Here is an 18210-nt window from a genome sequence, read left to right on the forward strand (position 1 = left end):
GTCTGCATTTGTATCATTAAACGCATACATAATTTGTTTCTTTTCTTCTTCTGATACTATTTCTATTTCATTAATCATGAGATATTCATTTTTTAAAATACTTTCAATGATATTCATCATACATTTATATATTGTTTTAATTTGATTATCTGTATATTCAAGAGTTTTAAAATCAAAATTTAGTTCTATATTTTCATCTTCGAATTCCTTAACTATAAGTTGTAAGGAGTAACTTTGATTTCCACAATAGTATTCCTCAATCTCATTTTGTTTGTCATTGATATTAGTTATAAATTTAGAGTTATAGTAGTTTACTGACATCTTAAATAAACTATCATATCTATTTTTACTTAATTCTAAATCTTTAACTAAAAGATCATAAGGATATTTTTGATTTAAAAAGCAAAACTTCAACTCCCTATTAATCTGTTTTATTAGATTTCCTATATTTAACTCTGTATCTAATGTTAATCTAAAAGGCAATGTACTTGTACACATTCCTATTGTACTTTTGAAAGCTTTACTAGTTCTATTAAATACAGGTGTACCTATTACTAAATCATTTTTTTGTGTACTTTTATTTATATATATAAGTGATATTGCTATAAAGAACGTATTTAAGGAACATTTCTTATCATTAATAAATTTCTGTATTTTCTTTGATAAATCGCTATTAATATGAAAACAAGCTCTTTTACCTTCTAAACTATTAAATGAATCATATAAAAAATCTTCTGGGATATCGTGGAACTTTTCTTTCCAGAAATTCTTATTTTTTATAAATCTATCTGAATTCAAATATTCTTGCTCTTCTTTTATATATTCCAAATATGAATAACATTTATCTATACTAATCTCTTCATTATTTATTAATCTACTATATGTTTCACTTATTAGATTTGTTAAAAGAGTAATTCCCCATCCATCACATATACTATGATGAATTTTGATTAAATAACCATATTCTATTTCACTTATTTTATATATAGCGAAATAATATAATTTACTATTATCTAACTTAAAGTTCTTTTCAAAAACACTTTTTTTCCATTTCTCATGTTGTTCTTGTGGCTTTTCATAATTACTGAAATCTAAAAAATCTATACTTTCATTTTTGAATTCTTCAACATATTGAACTGGTTCATCATCTATTTCATTAAATCTTAACCTTAAAGCATCATTGTTTTTTATTAAGATATTAAATGTTTTATCCATACATTTAATATCTATCTTTCCATTTATTTTTAAACAGCCACCTATATTATGAAGATGCGAACTTGTATTAATTTTATCTGTATACCATATTCTCTTTTGTGGATGTGTTAATTTATAGTAATCTCTTTTATGTACGCTCATTTCTACCCCTCTAATCTATTTATAGTATTTAATGTTTCATTTATAATCTCACTCAACTTTCGCTTAATGGAAATGTGCAGTGACCTTTGAAGTTTAGAATATAAATCATATCAATATTAAACAATTGTTCGCAGCAGTTTTATTAAACTGACAAAGCAGCATACTCCAGTTTAATAATTCCAACCACCCTAACATCTGTTTAATCGGAAGCACAATTAGGAACGTCACAGATGTGACATTTCTCTACCACTTGTTTTTCCAAAAATTCTTTGAACGTCAGATAAGTGCTAGACGTGCCTTATCGTTTCAGTGTAGCAACAAAGCTACTTGTAATTGTTGTTGTCAGTTATATTTAACTTACGTGTAAAATGCGCTCACTTGTTGCCATTCTATAAGTATCATAATCCCGTCGAATCCTATAAATAGGTCATTGAATTAAGATGGTGGGGAGAACTGAATTTAAACCAGTGAACCCGAAGGAAGGTTTAACCACTTCGCTATCTTCCCATATTGGCTCTGAAAGTAGGACTTGAACCTACGACCTGCCGGTTATAATTCGGATGCTCTAACCAACGGAGCTAATGTTCAGAATTTAGAGATCGTTTCCAATCTCTTATATTTGCCTCACACATAGTTTCTTCTTTGGAATACATTATAATTTATCTATTCCCTGAACATTGAAAAATATAGTATCGATTTCATCACTAATTTTTGTTAATTCATTCTTTTCAGGTATTGGAGAAACCGAACAAACATTTATTAGTAATTTTAACAATATTATCAATAACCTAGTCTATTTCAATACTTGATTCAACCAAATATGGAAGTACGACAAACATTGTAAAAGTCATTAAAACTAGTATTAACTTTTTTCAATTCAAAAACTCATTTACTATAGATTATTTCTATAACTTTCTTTTATTTTCTGCTATAACATATTTGCTAACCCTCGAGATAACTTAAGCCTATCATCTTCGACTCTAATATTTCAACCGACATTTTCGTTATCATGTACCGACATTTCCGCTGTCTTGTGCCGACATTTCCGCTGTCTTGTACCGACATTTTATACTGTACTTTAAAGCAGTCTTTTAGAACGATTGGAAGTCCGAAATATAAAAAAGCGCACCTTTTCGGTACGCACGTCGAATAGCCATCTATCTGAATTTTTTTTCGGATAGATGGCTATTTTGCACATGTGGCTTGGATATTTTTTGATCAAGGCATGTAGTTATTTAAAATTTGGGGTTGCTGATGGATCGGTAAATTCCCAGCTTTGGCATTAACTTTACTAGGTATTGATAGAAGTTCATACCGTTTGCTTTTGCCATTTCAGTCAAACTTAAGCAGATGGCATTGGCTTGAGCACCAGCTTCACTAACAGAGAAAAGCCAGTTCTCACGACCAATCACATTTGGATGAATCGCGTTTTCGGCTGGGTTATTATAGATTTCAATCCGACTGTCGAACAGAAAAGCTTCCAATTGGTACGATTCAATTTGTATTTCGCAGCTTAGCTAAGGCATTTTTCTCGAAGATTAGGCGATTCATCTACCCATTTGAAAAATTTTTCTACAATCGGTTTTAAATATTTTCGACTTGCTTCTCGGCGTTTAGCTGGTGAAAGGTACTTAAATTGACGTTCTAAGTGAAACAGTTGATCGTAATAATCCACGCCAATTTGCCCGTTTTTGCTATCGGCTTTCAGCATTTATAGAGAGTGTGGATACGATTAATATCTGTAATTTGTATTCTAGCTGGATAACAAAATGGATTATATAGAAAATTTACCATAATTTAATGGAAGTTATTTCAATTTAATTGTATCATATATATTAGTATCCGAAAGGGGGTGTAAAATTGAAAGAATTCCAAAAACTAATTAGTATATCAATAGATGAAATTATCGATACTGAATATTTACTTGGAGAAGAAATACAAAATATATTAAAAATTTTTAAACAAGAAAAGGAGCAAGCAGAATTTTATTTTGGTACTTTATGTGTAATTCATTATGAAGCGTATACAGATAGCTTTAACCAAGATATATACAAAATTGCAGCTGCTATTGAACTACTCATTTTATCTCTCGATATCATAGATGACTTACAAGATAAAGATACTGATTATGTTTGGATGAAGACACCTGAATTATCTTTGAACAGTGTTCTTGCAATGTTAATTTTAGTATCTAAAGTGATACGTGAAAGTACTTTCCAGCACCGCAATTTTGTATTACAGGCAATAGAAAAATATACTTTAATCAGTATCAATGGACAACAACTAGATTTACTTAATGTTTGTCAAGATGAATCTTCTTATTTACAGATGATTGAAAAAAAATCCGGTTCACTTACCGCTATGAGTTGTTTGGTTGGAACAATACTTGCGATTGGAAAAGAAATAGACCAAATTAAGCAGTATGGCACATCGATAGGTATCATACAGCAAATAAAAAATGACATTCAAGGCTTAAAAGAACTGACTAATAAAAATGATTTACTAAATAAAAGATACTCATTACCTATCATTTATCTCCATACAATCAAGAGTGAATTTTCCGAAGATTTAAGAAGTTATTATAGTAGCGACGGGACATTAGACGGATATATTTTGGCTGATGTTTTAAAAAGTAGTGGTGCTCTCCGTTATGCAATAGCCATAAAAAATATTTATAAAAATAAGGCGATAGTTATTATTAATAATAATACAAAGATAAATATGCAAAGAAAAGATTATTTAATAAACTTAATGAAATGAGGAGAAATTATGATTAAAATTATTCAATTTTTACAAGAAAATGAATCAATCCTAGAATTGATAATAGAGAAAAAAGCATCTTTATTAGGCGTTACCGAATTAGAATGCCAATCAATCTTATGCTCTTTTGAAGAAGAAATATGTCAAGAAACTCTATTTTGGGGGTAAAGGGAATAAAGCCTAATTTATTTTGGTTCATCATCTCAACATATTTAATTTTAGGGTTCTATGTATTAATTATTACATATACTACTCCGTTTATAAGTATTGAATTAAATAATAAAGATGGACAATGGGAAGTAGAACAACTGGCTTATAAAAAATGGGCTAAAAATAATAATGTATCTATTGGGGATATCATTTTAAGTGTTAATGGAACGCCAATTTCAGATTTTCCGTTTATTGAGTATGATTCTTCCATTAGAGGAGCCCATCATATATCTATAAAAAAAAATAACGGCTCAGTATTAGATATTGATATTCGCCACCTGGATATACCTCAACAATTTTATATGCAATTTGTTTTCCCTTTAATTTATTTCTGTTTTATATTCTTAATAACAATTTATTTGTACTTTTATAAAAGGAATATACAACAAATAAAATTACTAATTCTTTTTATTATCACAGTATCTTTAGCATATATTAGTAGCGGTGCATCTGGAAGAATGAATGGCATAGGACTTATAGTGAATAGTTTCTGTTTACTTCTTTGCCTTGTATTGCTAATACACTTTCTAAAGAACTACTTTGCCTTTTTAAAAATCAAATGGATATTTACAAATAATATTTACTTTTTATATGTCTTACCTATATTTGCAATTATTTTAAGAGTAATTAGATTGGCTTATCCTAAGTTTGCTTCAATTGATTCATTAATTATTCTAAGTATATTTTTTATATTACTTTTAATAATTCTCGTGATTTTATTTTATAGTTATCTTCAGTATAAATTACCACAACTAAAAATTCTATTTATAGGATTGGTTATTCCATTTTTACCTTTCTTTTTACTTTTTGTTTTACCCGAAATTTTATTTAAAAAACCTATTCTTGATGCTGAAATTTGCGCTTTGTTTTTACTGTTAATTCCAATAAATTTCATTTTCTTGCAGTTAACAGAACGTTTATTTGATATAGTCTATTATGTCACCCGTTTACGGTATAATTTGACCATAACGCTTATCTTTACATTTTGGATATTAGCAGGTTTGTATTTTCTGATAGGGAACTCTTTATCAAAAGAAATGGTTTGGATTATACTTTTTATTTTCATATCTATACTTCTTTTCTTATACATAAAGGAAAAAATTGATTATCATAGTCGAAAAATAGTAATTTCCTCAAAGGGAGATTATATCCATAAATTGTATAATACGATAGAAAAAATCGGTAAATCATATAAAACAGAAGATATGATAAAAACACTAATCCAAGAAATTTCATTTCATTTTGAATTATCAGATATATCAGTTTCAACTTATGACTTCGAAAAGAATCAAATTATACCAACAAAATATTCCTTAGTATCATTAGAGAAATTTTTAGATGTTAGTGTTGTGAAACAACTAAGCCTCGGAGAAATCGTGAAAAAAAGGCATATATACATTGCTTTTATTCACGAAGATATTCGTTTTAAAAGGGTATTATTAATTGGACATCGGAATACAATTCGATTAAAACAGGAAGAACTCCTTTGGCTTGAGTTATTGCTTACGTATATCAATAGTTTTATAGAGAATACTAATGTAATAGAAGAGTTATTACAAGAACTTAAGCAGTTGCAAAAAACAGAAAGAAATGAACCAGCATGGTTAAAAAAATTATTATGGTTAAGAATTGAGGACGAAAAATTTCAGTTAGCACAAGAATTGCATGATACCATTTTACAAGATCATCTTCATATTGGACGTCAAACTGAATTATTAATTCATGATACACATGAGCATACTATTCAAGTAAAACTATCACTACTTCATAAACAAATGGTTAATTCTTTAGAAGTTTTAAGAACATATTGTGAAACATTAAAACCCCCTTTATTAAGTAAATTAGGGCTTTACGATGCCCTTGAAAGACTAGTACAAGTTACAACTGAACGAGCTATATTCAAACTAACGTCGACTTTTGATAGGCTCTATCTAGAAGATGAACAATTGAATTTAGTCATTTATCGTCTCATTCAAGAATTATTGAATAATGCTTTAAAGCATTCACAAGCCAAAACTGTAACAATTCACCTTAAAGAACTAGATAATGGTTTTAAATTGATTTATAGTGATGATGGAATAGGCTGTGATTTCCATAAAATCTCGCAATCAGGATCACTGGGGATACAAGGGATGCAGGAAAGAGTCGAAGCGTACAATGGAAAGATACTGATTGATTCACAAGTAAATAAAGGTGTGAATATTGAAATTATAATCATCGAAAGAAGTGAAATAAATGATTACAGTACTTATAGTGGATGATCATCCTATTATTCTAGATGGAACAAAAAGTCTTTTTCAAGGTATAAAGGATATCACAATTGAAACTGATTATAATCCTAAAAATGTAGTTGAAAGACTAAGAAACACCGTTTTTGATGTTTATTTACTCGATATTAATATGGGCCCTTACGATGGGATTTCTTTAGCTAAGTCAATTAAAGCTATACAAGAAAATGCCTTGGTCATTTTATATACTGGTTATGATATTCGTGCCTATTACTCGCTTATTTTGGAGAAAAAAATTGATGGCATCTTATCTAAAACGACCCCCTCTGAAAAAGTAATACGTACCATCCGCTCTATTGTACAGGGGGATATTGTATTACCAATAGATTTTATAGATTTCCTTAAACATAAAGTTAAAAATAGTTATGACAATATAGAGTTGACAAATAAAGAAAAACATCTTTTGACAATGATTATGAAAGGACAAACAAATAAAAAAATAGCTGAAAATCTTGGTGTCACACAACGCACCGTTGAACGCTATTTATCACAGCTATTTACACTACTTGATGTATCTTCTCGTGATAAAGCAATTGAGCTTGTTAAAGAAAAGAATTTACTATTAAATCAATCTTAAGTAAAACTATCGATAATTCATATTATAGACCTTGCTCCTTTATTATTCCCTTTATTTAACTAGTGATTTAATTCATAAAACAACTACCAACAAATAATTACTGATAAAACAAAAAACAGTAATACTGAACTTCGTCCCATTTAACGGATAGTTTAATATAAAGCTATTTTGCAGTCTAAGCTGCGATGAGATGGTTCCGGTATTCTGCCGGAGCCATCTTTTTAGATTCCACAGTTGCGTTAAGTATTCTAATACTGTAAGCTCGGAATATAAAAAATAGCGCACCTTCACGATACGCACAACTAATTGCCCATATTACATGGATCCTATTGTAACCGTCAAGCAGTTTTTTACACTTAGCGCTAAGATGTCTTTTACACTTTTGCTTCGAAAAGTTACTGGCGGTTTTTCATTCGATAGCTATCGCCCGCCATCCATATGAACAACTTCTACCCGATGCAGTAAACGGTCTAAAATTTTCTTTGTAATGCCTCGATTCCCCATTAATTCACTCCATTGCTCTGGGCTTTTATTTGTTGTTAAAATAATCGAGCTTTTTTCATATAAATGTCTGGAATAATAAGTTTGCTGCACGTTGGTCCATTGCCATATACATTAAGTCATCAATAATGACCAATTCTGCGCTTTGAATTCGCTTCATTTGTACTTGAGATTTGTGTGTGTATTCTTGAGTTTTAAAGGAGCTAAAGCAGCTCTCCATGGTCACAAAGCAAAAATAAAATTGGATATTACGGACTAAAAAGACCAGCAGTACGATAAATTAAGCCACTCGATGCGGACTGGAGAGCCAGTAACTCAAATTCGCTAGGCACTATAGGGATAGCGGAAATTTAGTTATGTTTGATCGAAGCCAGGCTTTATATCGAGCAGCCGGCATGATAGCCTCGTTTGGCAGAGCGAGCCTGTATTCAGCTGGTTCCCTGGCGCAAGAATAATGCCCGTAGAGGCTCGATGTCAAGCCATTTGAGCTTAGCCATAGCCCTAGAAGAGAGATAAAATTCATCTTACCCTTAAATTGTGGCGGGGTATACCCCCCAACAGGCATGATTGTCTCAGGCCAGTTGAAGTGTCTTGCATTTGGCGCTTACGAATAAAATGCGTTGGTTTTATCTTCTCTACCAACGCATTTATTTGACCTTATTTTTTAGCATAATAGTCCTTACTAGTTATTTTTCACTTTAAAGCAACTATGCAAACTTCATTCTAGGAAGTTCAGAAAAATTAAGAGACCCCTTACCTATCCAGTCAATAGATTTTTAATACAGATAATAAAGAAAAATTAAAAAAGAGTAATACAGACCACCTGTTTACTCTTTTGTCCGCAATTTGTCCGCAGAATTATTTTTTTGTTCTGATTTTATTTAACTGATTTGATTTAGCCTGTCTCAAAAACCTTATTAAATCTGGCTTATTTAACTTAATCGAATTTAATTTAACTCCGCTTATTTAACTGGATAAATTCGACAAGGTGGGGGTCGCAAGTTCGAGACTTGTCGAGACCATTATTTAAAGCACCTGTAAACGTTGATATATCAATGTTTACAGGTTTTTTCTTTTTGGAAGACTTCCTACCTTACGTCTCAATTTTAGGATTTGTCCGCAATTTGTCCGCAGGATTTTTTCCAATTATTTAGTGTTACTTTGGATGGCGTTGTGAAAAATGTCTGCAATGTCATTATCTGCATTCGGCAATAGGTGTGCATAAAACTCTAACGTGATTTTAGGGTTGGCGTGACCTAGTCTCTTTGAAATTTTAACGATGTCTACACCTTCTGAAATTAGAATGGATGCATGTGTATGCCGAATATCATGAAAACGAATGTTTGGTACATTTGTACTTTTAACAAGCCGTTTCATGACACGAACAACATTTCGTGGATCTTGTAGAGTCCCAGTATTAAAGAGGCAGCTTATTTTTTCAGATCATCTAATACTAACATTAGAATTTCCCTGCTCTCGTTCTTAAGTTCACCGTTCAGATGATCTTGAATATATGGGATGACTTGATGCCCAAGCTTCACAAGTTGTTCATAGGCGTCATAATCAGTTCGCCAAAAGCTTCTCATGCTGCCTTTACCAAATTCTCCTCGCTCTATAACTGTCACCCAATGTTTTACTTGCTGAGCAATAAGGAGTTGCTGTGTGGCTTCGACAGCCGCCTGAAATTCCAGGTCTTTATCCTTTAAGTCTGGCATCGCTTTATACAATTGGTCTTCGGGCACACATTTCCTTATGAGCTGACTTAAGGTTAAATAATCCCCTCCAACACCATCCGCTGCTGAAACGTAGGCAATGAAGTCCTCAGTTTGGTTTAACTTTTTTAGGTCGTTTTGTAATCTATGAATAACATCAATAGCAATCAAAAAGAGTTCCGAATCTATAATTGTTTTCTCGAAAATATAGTTCTTCTCATTCCTTAAATAATCAGGCGTTTCCTGGATAACACAACTGATCGTTTCAAGATAGCTTTCCAGTTGATCAGGCATCTCGTCAAACATAAAGGCATAATCACCTTCACTAAATTTACAAGAATGATATACTTGCTCTTTTGTTTCATTATAAATTTTCTTACCCGTTTTCAAGTAATTTTCTTGATAACTTGTGTAGCAATCATCCGCAACTTCCTCTAAAGTAGCTTGATCGTTTATGTACACTAAATAACTACTGTGATAACTATCAGTATAAATAGAGAAAGTATACACATCCTCGTTGCTCTCTTCTTTTATATAGTTGCTTATAGCAGATTTACAAAAGTCGTAAAGTGCATTCTCTAAATCCTTTCTGCTAATAAATAGCCCATCCTCGGGACCAAATGTTGAGATTTCCTGAATCGTTTGATCGGTTGTGCATTGTAGGTAAGTCCCCTTGCCCTCCACTTCTCTTCGCCCACTAATCAGTCTTCCAATTTGAACATCATAACTCATCGTGAAATGCATCCCCTTTAAATGTATTTATCGTTTTCCGACAGAATAATATCCCCTTTTCTTAGCTGATAAGTGCTTAGATTAGGGGAATGTAACGTGTATAAACAAACTTATTGTCAACATTGAATACGTTAGCGCGTATATTCGGGCTGTTCTAAAGTAATCGGATTCGGATTGTTAAGTACCCATTGCACTGCCAACTCGCATAGTCTCGCAGTTTCTTCATCTCCATCGCCTTTGCGAAGTTTTTGCGCCAAAGTGACTGCCTCCTGAAGTGCAGCGGGATGTAATGGCATACCTAAGCTAAAATAATCGTTCAAACTTTTGAGCATTTTACGGAAATCATGATCCCAGTTGATGCCGCCGTTATCTAAAATTTCGTATGAAACTTTACCAGTAATACGGATAACCTCACCTTGTACTGTTTTCGCATGTCCTTGTGAAGGAATTAGTAAACTCCAAAGTTCATTATGTTGTGCCTGCCAGCCCTTTGTAGATACTGTTATTGGAGACGTACCATCATGCGTTTTTCGCTTCTCCACTGGAGGTACATCAAATAGCTCATAAAGACGGAAAAGTGCCTCATCCGTATGATTCAAAAATTCTTTATTAAAACCTTCTCTGTGAAATTCAAAGTCTTTTCCGATTCGCTTTATAGAGTCTTTCATTTCCGGCGTTACAGTTATACCTGCGTTTAGCAAAATCTCAGAAACTTCCACCATATCAACAATATTTATATTTCTACATACTGCCAAAGCTTTATCTAAAGGCGTCTGATTCATCATATTTACTGCACTAATATTTGCGCCTTTTGAAACTAACGTGCGAATTGCATTTGGTTTAAAAAAAGTAGCCGCAGCAAATAAAGGTGTCTCGTTTTGATAATCCAAGGCTTCTATATCTGCACCCAACTCAAGAAGCAATTCAGTATTACCACACCAACTTATTACCTGATTATGTAGAGCCGATCTTTTGTAATTGTCTCTCGCATTTATATCTGCACCCTGTTCTACGAGCCAACAAACCAATTCATCCGGTACATTGAAAAAGCTCAAGGCTGTTGTTTTACTGTAACCGCCACGGGCATCTAACTCGCACTTCATAAATACCTCTTGTAAAGCTAATAGATCTCCTGCTTCAACTAGTTCATCAAAATTTTTCGGTAAAGTTTTTCTCTTCTTCCCCATATGTGTTTTCACTCCTCACATTTGATCTTAAAATTTCTTTATTACTATATTTTACTATACGTTTGCTTTTTGTAGTATTTACCGCTCTATGAATATGTTGTTATTCAAAGGGATGGTTTTGAAGCTGTACTATCAAGGGTACTTTCGTTAAAAGCCTCTTGTTGCAGTAAAATATTGTCTCATAAAAAAAGGAAAAGACCCTCGTAGCCAATCCATTCCATCATTGCTTAATTTAATCTTACAAAAACTAATAATGCACATTCCAGCCTACTACTTGATTGATCCTTCCAGCACTATGTTGGAGATATGAGTATTAATCCTCCATCATTTTCCTCATCCCAAATGGCATCCGTATCATCAGGATCCACATGCCAATCCACATTAAAAATACTTCTTCTAATATCCGTCAAACAGGACAACCAATAAAACAGCGCATGCAGTGTATCTTCAAAATCATCTGAAAAGGGTAGCTTTGTTGAAACGGCAAAGATCACTGTTGGTTCATCCTGAACATAGTCATAAACTCAATGATCTTCAAGTAAAGCCCCCGTTAGTTGAACAAGAAACTTAACTATTAAATCCTTCTTTAATTACTTCATAAAACGAGCTAATATTGTCTTCTTTTCCATTAATCAGTCTCTTGTAGACTTTATCAATTGGAAAGATTCTATTTTCACCTAATTTAAGATGGATGGTTTCACCATCACCAAATACGTCCTCTTTTACCCAGCTTAATTTAGAATCAATATTTAGCTTTACTTGACCTAAATAAACTCCCCAAACAAGAGACTTTGAATATATTTGATTTTCAGTACCGGGTTATATGGGGGTTGTAGAGTTTGAAATTCCAACTGACGTATTACAGGATGTCCTTGTAAGCAACAAATACATTAATTAACAAAAACGGCACTATCTCACTCAATGGGAAAGTACCATTTTTGGTGGTTCCATAATATCTGTTGGAGTTTTCACGCAATTTGTTACGTAAAAAAGCATATACTCCCTACTTTTCAATTTCTCAGAAATAAAAAATTCAATGCCACCAATATCACTCACTTCGTATCATCAAACGATTTTTGAAAAAGAAATCAAGCATCTACTTCATATACCGCTTGATGTGCTTATTCAAAACGCACCATCGAACCTAAATGATAGTGGCAATGCCTAAGAATGCAAAAAACTGAATAATAAAACTTATTATTATTTTAACTTTTTAAGTACTTCATACGTCTTTGATAATGAAGCACTTAAAAAACGAAGAAACGTGCGTTATTACCCTACATACTAATAATTTCATAGATAAATAATGTGAAAGAGTTTTTATAGGTTTTTGGAGGAATATTTATGTTATACAAGACATTCAATCAACGTTATATCCCGGGATTAGATGGGATGAGAGCTTTAGCAGTATTAGCTGTAATTGCTTACCATTTTAACTTTAGTTGGGCCCGTGGGGGATTCCTAGGAGTCGATATCTTTTTTGTTTTATCAGGTTACTTAATAACCACTTCCATTTTACCAATTGAAGGAAATAAGTTAACTGTTAGTTTGCGACAATTTTGGATTAGACGGTTTCGACGTCTACTTCCAGCAGCATATGTTATGATTTTGACTACTTTCGTATGGGTGATGTTATTTAATCAGGAACTTTTAAATACTTTGCGCGGAGATGCAGTATCTTCTATTTTTTACTCAAGTAATTGGTGGTTTATTTTTCACGAAGTCTCATATTTTGATAGTTTTGGATCTCCTTCACCTTTGAAAAACTTATGGTCGTTAGCAATTGAGGAACAATTTTATATCATTTGGCCAATTCTGTTGATTATTGGACTATATGTATTTAAAAAGCAAAGCAAATTATCAATAATCGTCTTTATCGGGGCATTTTGTTCAGCAATGTTAATGGGCATACTGTATCAGCCAGGAGCAGATCCAAGTCGTGTCTATTATGGGACAGATACTCGATCATTTGAATTGCTGATAGGCTGTTGGTTAGCTTTAGTTTGGCCCATGAAAAGACTTTCGTCCAAAAAACTTTCTACTGAGCATGTTTATAAACTAAATAGTATAGGATTAATTGCCTTTAGTATCTTCATTCTCAGCATTTTTTTTGTGGATGAATATCAAGCATTTCTTTACAGAGGAGGCATGTTCCTTATTTGCATAAACGCAGCGGTATTAATAGCTTGTGTTTGTCATCCAAGTAGCTTTTTAGGGAAATTACTTTCTTTGAAGCCCCTTTGTTGGATCGGTTCAAGATCCTATGGAATCTATCTTTGGCATTATCCTATTATAGTGTTGGGTACCCCTGTTCACGAAATAGGAAATCCAGTATACTGGCGTGTCGGATTTCAGCTAGTTCTTATTTTGATAATTGCGGAATTATCATATCGCTTTATTGAAATGCCGATTCGTAAACAAGGATTCCGATTATATTTTCGGGAGTATCTATTAGTAAATAGAAATAAGTGGGGAAGCTTTTCGTTTTCTAGGAAAATAACCACTGCCCTTATCCCTCTATTCCTTCTAATATTTTTTACAGGAATAACAGGTGTGGTAGGTTCAGATCAACAAGATTCAAAGGATTTATATCCAACAAAAGTTGAAATAAATCTTGGGGAACAAGCTTCTTCTATCGATCAGGAAACACCAGAGAAAAATGATACTAATCTAGATAAAGAAGTTGAGACTAGTGTGGACCAAAACACTGAAACACCTCAAACGGAGAAAAACGAATCAAGCGTAAATCCTTTGAACGAATCTTATACTGGAATATTAGCTATTGGAGATTCAGTAATGATAGATATTTCTACAAGCTTATCTAATATATATCCTAATATTACTATTGATGCAAAAATCGGACGACAAGTTTCACAAGCTGTCGATTTGGCACCTAGTTATGCTCATTTCAATCATCCAGAAAAAGCAGTCATTATTCAACTTGGGACAAATGGTTATTTTACGAATAATCAGATTGACACGCTACTAAATGCTTTTTCGAATGCTGATATTTATTTAGTAAATACGCGCGTTCCACGTTCATGGGAGGGGAAAGTGAATAATTCTCTTTATAAAAAAGCTCAAGAACATGACAATATTACGTTGATTGATTGGCATTCTGCGGCCCTAGACCATCCAGAATATTTTGCTTCAGACGGAGTACATTTGGAACAAAAAGGGATAAAAACCTTAACAAATTTAATTCAACAATCAATAAATACTCGTACGAATGGTTAAAGATATTGTTGGACTATTGCAGTAAAGTAACTATTATTTGATACGAATACACGCCTGGTGATTATCTAGTTTCTACCAAACTTTTAATCCTCTGGCTGACGCTGTGTATCTTCTTAAATCTGTGGTAATTTTTACTTTATATATTTTTGGGCAAGGTTGTTTTCTCAAAGATTATTGCTAAACAAATCATAGGGTTTAACATACAGAAACAGACAATACTCTTCATACATGTAGATTATTGTCTGTTTTTATGTGTAATTCCCGAACAACATTTAAATAATACTCAAAGTTGTTCGGGTTCAGTTTTAACTATTTTTTTCTATTGTGATGATCATTTTACCTTGTTCTAAAAAATAATTTCCTTTGGCCATCTTACTTTTCAACTCTCCAGAAGTGACGCCTTCAGCAAAGATTCCTTTTTCTTCAAAGAACATACTATCGACCAGTTTATTGTCTGAACTTTCAAAAAAGCTGTATCCTATAAAAGTTGATGTTGATTTATGGATATTTTCTTTATTATATTCCGAATAAAAAATCGTATAGTTTGAATGCAAGATTCCATTAAATTCACCTTCGATTGAATATTCAGCTGTTGCTTGAGCAATGGAATGAACAGGTTCCGTTTCTGTCCAATTTAAAAGATTTAAGTCGCTTTTCAGTACCATAGTTATTTCATCTTCTTTCTTTAAAATTTGTTGAGTTAGTAACAACCCTTAAACATAATATACCATCACTAACCTGACAACTTATTGTCAAGTTAGGTATAATAAATTCGAGTCATTTTTTCTATATGAGACATTATTTTATTTTTAAAACCCCTTGGCGAAAGGACTTCAACCCGGGATCCAAAACTAAGAATTAACTTTACAACCCACTCTTCATCAGGATAAGAAATTCTAACTAATAAATGGTCAACGCCACTTTTATCAATGCTTGCTTCGGGAAACGAATCAAACACCTCTTGAGAACTGATTAGTGGAAATCGTAAAACTATATCGATTTTAACTATTTCTGATTCTAATGATTTCATCCAATTTGAAAATACCTGATAACCATCTAAGTATTCGAAGGATTCGGTAAATACCGCATTACCAACTTTCAGTTCATGTATTCGGGATAAACGATAAAATTTTGGTTTCGCCTCATTTTCTGGCCAACCGAACAGGTACCAACTCAAATGATAGAAGAATACTTGAATTGGTTTTACTTTTTTAATTTCAAGCTGTTCTTTTTTTGCATAAGAAAAAGTAAGACACTTTTTATCTTTAATCGCTTGTCGAATATCGGTTACCTTAACTCCATCCTTGTTATTTAAAAAAGAAAAATCAATTGAATTTTCTGTTTTGGACTCATTAAGTAAGGTTATTTTTGCAAGGATATTCTGTAATGCCTTGTCAGTATGTAAAGTCATCGTACTCGTTAGTGCTTCCTTGATTAGACGTAAATCCTCTTCTGTAAAGTAACTATGAGGAAAATAATAACCTTCGATTAGGCGATATCCTCCGAGATTTCCTTGTTCGGCATAGATTGGAAATCCAGCAAGTGATAGAGTATCCATATCTCGATAAACTGTTCGGGTTGAGACAGCCAAATGTTTGGCAACTTCCTCAGCTGTTACTTTTTGTTTGTTCAATAAAATAAATATAATTTTTAATAAGCGCTCTATTTTCATAAGTATCCCCTATTTTTCTTTTATCAAGTGCTCTATACAAGGTTGATTTCGATAATTTTGTTATGGCACAAATTTTCTTTATTGTCATATCGCCCTCAAGTAACAATTTACATATATTAACTTATTCAATACCATTCCCTAAAACCCTTCTTCTTCAACTAAACTCCCTCTATAAACATTGAGATATCAACGGTTTCCATCACTTCTTGATTTAAGAAAAATATTTTTCTCCCCTCTGATAAACAGAGTCTTGAATTTATAGATTATATTACCAAGTAAAGCGTACGCTTCGCTAAAACTAATGGAAATCATTAGCTTTTTTATCCATTATTTTGATGCACAATGGATCTCTGCGATGCTTATGACGACGTACCCTCCCATGTCTCTTAGCGTCAACGCGCTTACATTCCTTCGTTCGGTCTATTCATAAGGCAGAGGCCTGCTAAGCTGCCCCGGGGACTCATAGTCTAAGTTTAGTGATATTGCCGGCTTCTCCGTATCATCCTTTTTGTTATAGCTCTTTGATCGAAATGCTTACGCTGCCTCTCCGAGAGAGTAGAGATCTTTCATCATAAGTTGCTCGTTAAAATACACTTTCTTTTTACAAATACCATGTAATATTTTCAGTAATTTACCACAGAGAACTACCATCGATTGCTTACCCCGTAAGGGATTCTGATTCCTTGTGGTGTAGTATTCGTGAAGTTGTTTGAATGCTAGGTTATGCCGAATCAAAGGAACAATCACTTTGAAAAGGATATGTCTAAGTCTCTTACGTCCACGTTTTGATATATGTTTTTGACCCTTGTGTTGACCAGAAGAGTTTTCACGTAATGTTAGTCCCGCTAGTTTAATGAGTTGGCGTGGATTTTCGTAAAGTGAAAAACTCCCTACTTCGGAAAGTAGATCAACAATTGTCGCATCTCCTAAACCTGGTACTGACGCGAGTAGGTCATATTCCATCGTTGTCTTTGCCAATTCAGTTAATTGGTCATTCACTGCTTCGATTTCAGTTTCTAATAAGCGAAACTGACGTAGGAGTGTGGCGATTTCATGTTTGGCCATCTTTTGTCCTTCTGTCAGTCCTATAGAGTTTGAAGCCTTTTCAATGAGTAGCTTAGCTTTTGGTAGTTGTGGAGCTCTCATACCCCCTACCTGACGGTAGAAAAATACAAGTTCTTCCGCGGTTTTCCCTTGAATGTCCTGTGGCATTGGTGTTCTTTCTAATGCAGTAAGTGCCATTTTTCCGAAAGTAGGAAAGACTTGAGTGAATTCAGGAAAATATCGATCGAGCAAACGAATGATTCGATTTTTAATACTTGCTAGATCTTCCGTTAACTTTAATCTAAGAGTAGAACCAATCCGTAGTTCAGCTTCTACTTCTTTTAATATTCGTGGATAGCTAAAGCGTCCATCTTTCAATAACCGTGCGATGACTAATGCATCTTTTTTATCATTCTTAGTCGGCAAATTATCATCAAGTTCTTTCGAACGTTTGACGTGCATTGGATTCACCATGACAAGTGGGATTCCGTATTGATCTAAGAAATAGGCTAAGTTCATCCAGTAGTGGCCTGTAGGCTCAATCCCTATTATTACTTCAGTTTTATTAGCTTCCTTCATCATTTGACGAATCTTTTCATACAAATTTTCGAAGCCTTCTTTCGATTGATGTACCGCAAAAGCTTTTTCTATTACTCGCCCGCGTTCATCGACAAAACATGCGTAATGAATACGCTTAGCAATATCCATGCCGACAACCAGTGTATTTTCAGTAACTTGATTAATTTTGTTATTCCATTTAGAATGCATAAAGGAGTCCTCCTTATTTGATGATGGGTCAATGGTCGTTGACACTCATGCATCATACTAGAGGGCTCCTTTTCTTTCAAGACCTCGAACATCCTTCAAACAGGAATGCTGCCCCGTTACTTTAAGTGTAACACTTCACAATGGATCACCGAAGCCTACTTGATGT

Annotated in this window: 15 protein-coding genes, 1 tRNA gene and 2 pseudogenes; 6 read left to right on the forward strand and 12 right to left on the reverse strand. The window is 33.2% G+C overall.

The features are described from left to right. The 3 genes from LZ480_RS19245 to LZ480_RS19255 all read right to left on the reverse strand — a co-directional run. On the reverse strand, window positions 1–1356 hold a 1356-nt coding region (locus tag LZ480_RS19245; RefSeq protein ID WP_241371163.1), incomplete at its 3' end, for a condensation domain-containing protein. Between the two features lie 511 nt (window positions 1357–1867). Then, a tRNA-Ile gene (locus LZ480_RS19250) sits at window positions 1868–1946 on the reverse strand. A 645-nt stretch (window positions 1947–2591) separates the two neighbouring features. Beyond that, window positions 2592–2840 (reverse strand): IS66 family transposase, encoded by a 249-nt coding sequence (locus LZ480_RS19255; protein ID WP_241371164.1) that lies wholly within the window; start codon window positions 2838–2840, stop codon window positions 2592–2594. A 376-nt stretch (window positions 2841–3216) separates the two neighbouring features. Here LZ480_RS19255 and LZ480_RS19260 point away from each other — a divergent pair, with 376 nt between their 5' ends. Genes LZ480_RS19260 through LZ480_RS19275 form a run of 4 tightly spaced genes read left to right on the forward strand, consistent with a single transcriptional unit; the run spans window position 3217 to window position 7191 of the window. After that, a complete protein-coding gene (locus tag LZ480_RS19260; protein ID WP_241371165.1) occupies window positions 3217–4116 on the forward strand; it encodes a polyprenyl synthetase family protein in 900 nt (299 codons plus the stop codon). 9 nt (window positions 4117–4125) lie between these two features. Further along, complete coding sequence (comX, locus tag LZ480_RS19265) at window positions 4126–4284, forward strand: competence pheromone ComX (protein ID WP_241371166.1); 159 nt, start codon at window positions 4126–4128, stop codon at window positions 4282–4284. Beyond that, window positions 4257–6587, forward strand: a complete 2331-nt coding sequence (locus LZ480_RS19270; protein WP_241371167.1) for an ATP-binding protein — start codon at window positions 4257–4259, stop codon at window positions 6585–6587. Before comX ends, LZ480_RS19270 begins: the two co-directional genes overlap by 28 nt. After that, window positions 6562–7191: a response regulator transcription factor gene (locus LZ480_RS19275; RefSeq protein ID WP_241371168.1), complete on the forward strand. Its 630-nt coding sequence runs from the start codon at window positions 6562–6564 to the stop codon at window positions 7189–7191. The genes LZ480_RS19270 and LZ480_RS19275 overlap by 26 nt, the downstream gene beginning before the upstream one ends. Window positions 7192–7586: 395 nt before the next feature. On the opposite strand, the pseudogene LZ480_RS19280 reads toward LZ480_RS19275, so the two are convergent. The 5 genes and pseudogenes from LZ480_RS19280 to LZ480_RS19300 form a co-directional block, all read right to left on the reverse strand. Continuing rightward, window positions 7587–7921: pseudogene (locus LZ480_RS19280) on the reverse strand (ATP-binding protein); the annotation flags it as partial. A 917-nt stretch (window positions 7922–8838) separates the two neighbouring features. Further along, window positions 8839–9126 (reverse strand): tyrosine-type recombinase/integrase, encoded by a 288-nt coding sequence (locus tag LZ480_RS19285; RefSeq protein WP_332844052.1) that lies wholly within the window; start codon window positions 9124–9126, stop codon window positions 8839–8841. After that, window positions 9123–10136: a DUF4303 domain-containing protein gene (locus tag LZ480_RS19290; protein ID WP_241371170.1), complete on the reverse strand. Its 1014-nt coding sequence runs from the start codon at window positions 10134–10136 to the stop codon at window positions 9123–9125. Before LZ480_RS19290 ends, LZ480_RS19285 begins: the two co-directional genes overlap by 4 nt. A gap of 131 nt (window positions 10137–10267) precedes the next feature. After that, window positions 10268–11323 (reverse strand): ankyrin repeat domain-containing protein, encoded by a 1056-nt coding sequence (locus LZ480_RS19295; RefSeq protein ID WP_241371171.1) that lies wholly within the window; start codon window positions 11321–11323, stop codon window positions 10268–10270. A gap of 293 nt (window positions 11324–11616) precedes the next feature. Next, window positions 11617–11817, reverse strand: a complete 201-nt coding sequence (locus LZ480_RS19300) for a hypothetical protein (RefSeq protein WP_241371172.1) — start codon at window positions 11815–11817, stop codon at window positions 11617–11619. 320 nt (window positions 11818–12137) lie between these two features. Here LZ480_RS19300 and LZ480_RS19305 point away from each other — a divergent pair. After that, window positions 12138–12221 (forward strand): annotated as a pseudogene (locus LZ480_RS19305) (anti-sigma factor); the annotation flags it as partial. 446 nt (window positions 12222–12667) lie between these two features. Next, on the forward strand, window positions 12668–14560 hold the full coding sequence (locus LZ480_RS19310; RefSeq protein WP_241371173.1) for an acyltransferase family protein: 1893 nt from the start codon (window positions 12668–12670) through the stop codon (window positions 14558–14560). Window positions 14561–14865: 305 nt separating this feature from the next. On the opposite strand, the gene LZ480_RS19315 is transcribed toward LZ480_RS19310, so the two are convergent. The 4 genes from LZ480_RS19315 to LZ480_RS19330 form a co-directional block, all read right to left on the reverse strand. Further along, the gene (locus LZ480_RS19315) at window positions 14866–15225 is read right to left on the reverse strand and encodes a hypothetical protein (RefSeq protein WP_241371174.1); all 360 of its coding nucleotides are present in this window, start codon (window positions 15223–15225) and stop codon (window positions 14866–14868) included. 92 nt (window positions 15226–15317) lie between these two features. Next, window positions 15318–16232, reverse strand: a complete 915-nt coding sequence (locus LZ480_RS19320) for a helix-turn-helix transcriptional regulator (protein WP_241371175.1) — start codon at window positions 16230–16232, stop codon at window positions 15318–15320. Further along, window positions 16168–16338: a helix-turn-helix domain-containing protein gene (locus LZ480_RS19325; protein ID WP_255731585.1), complete on the reverse strand. Its 171-nt coding sequence runs from the start codon at window positions 16336–16338 to the stop codon at window positions 16168–16170. Before LZ480_RS19325 ends, LZ480_RS19320 begins: the two co-directional genes overlap by 65 nt. Window positions 16339–16766: 428 nt before the next feature. Beyond that, window positions 16767–18044 carry an IS110 family RNA-guided transposase gene (locus tag LZ480_RS19330; protein WP_241371177.1) on the reverse strand — a complete coding sequence of 426 codons (1278 nt, stop codon included), beginning with the start codon at window positions 18042–18044 and terminating at the stop codon, window positions 16767–16769. Between the last annotated feature and the right edge of the window lie 166 nt (window positions 18045–18210).

The organism is Solibacillus palustris, from assembly GCF_022549215.1.
Taxonomy (GTDB): domain Bacteria; phylum Bacillota; class Bacilli; order Bacillales_A; family Planococcaceae; genus Solibacillus; species Solibacillus daqui.

What these genes read in the sequence shown, in the direction of transcription:
- comX (WP_241371166.1), top strand. Translation starts at nt 4,126, where the DNA reads ATGATTAAAATTATTCAATTTTTACAAGAAAATGAATCAATCCTAGAA.
- LZ480_RS19270 (WP_241371167.1), top strand. Translation starts at nt 4,257, where the DNA reads ATGTCAAGAAACTCTATTTTGGGGGTAAAGGGAATAAAGCCTAATTTA.
- LZ480_RS19275 (WP_241371168.1), top strand. Translation starts at nt 6,562, where the DNA reads ATGATTACAGTACTTATAGTGGATGATCATCCTATTATTCTAGATGGA.
- LZ480_RS19290 (WP_241371170.1), bottom strand. Translation starts at nt 10,136, where the DNA reads ATGAGTTATGATGTTCAAATTGGAAGACTGATTAGTGGGCGAAGAGAA.
- LZ480_RS19295 (WP_241371171.1), bottom strand. Translation starts at nt 11,323, where the DNA reads ATGGGGAAGAAGAGAAAAACTTTACCGAAAAATTTTGATGAACTAGTT.
- LZ480_RS19310 (WP_241371173.1), top strand. Translation starts at nt 12,668, where the DNA reads ATGTTATACAAGACATTCAATCAACGTTATATCCCGGGATTAGATGGG.
- LZ480_RS19315 (WP_241371174.1), bottom strand. Translation starts at nt 15,225, where the DNA reads ATGGTACTGAAAAGCGACTTAAATCTTTTAAATTGGACAGAAACGGAA.
- LZ480_RS19320 (WP_241371175.1), bottom strand. Translation starts at nt 16,232, where the DNA reads ATGAAAATAGAGCGCTTATTAAAAATTATATTTATTTTATTGAACAAA.
- LZ480_RS19330 (WP_241371177.1), bottom strand. Translation starts at nt 18,044, where the DNA reads ATGCATTCTAAATGGAATAACAAAATTAATCAAGTTACTGAAAATACA.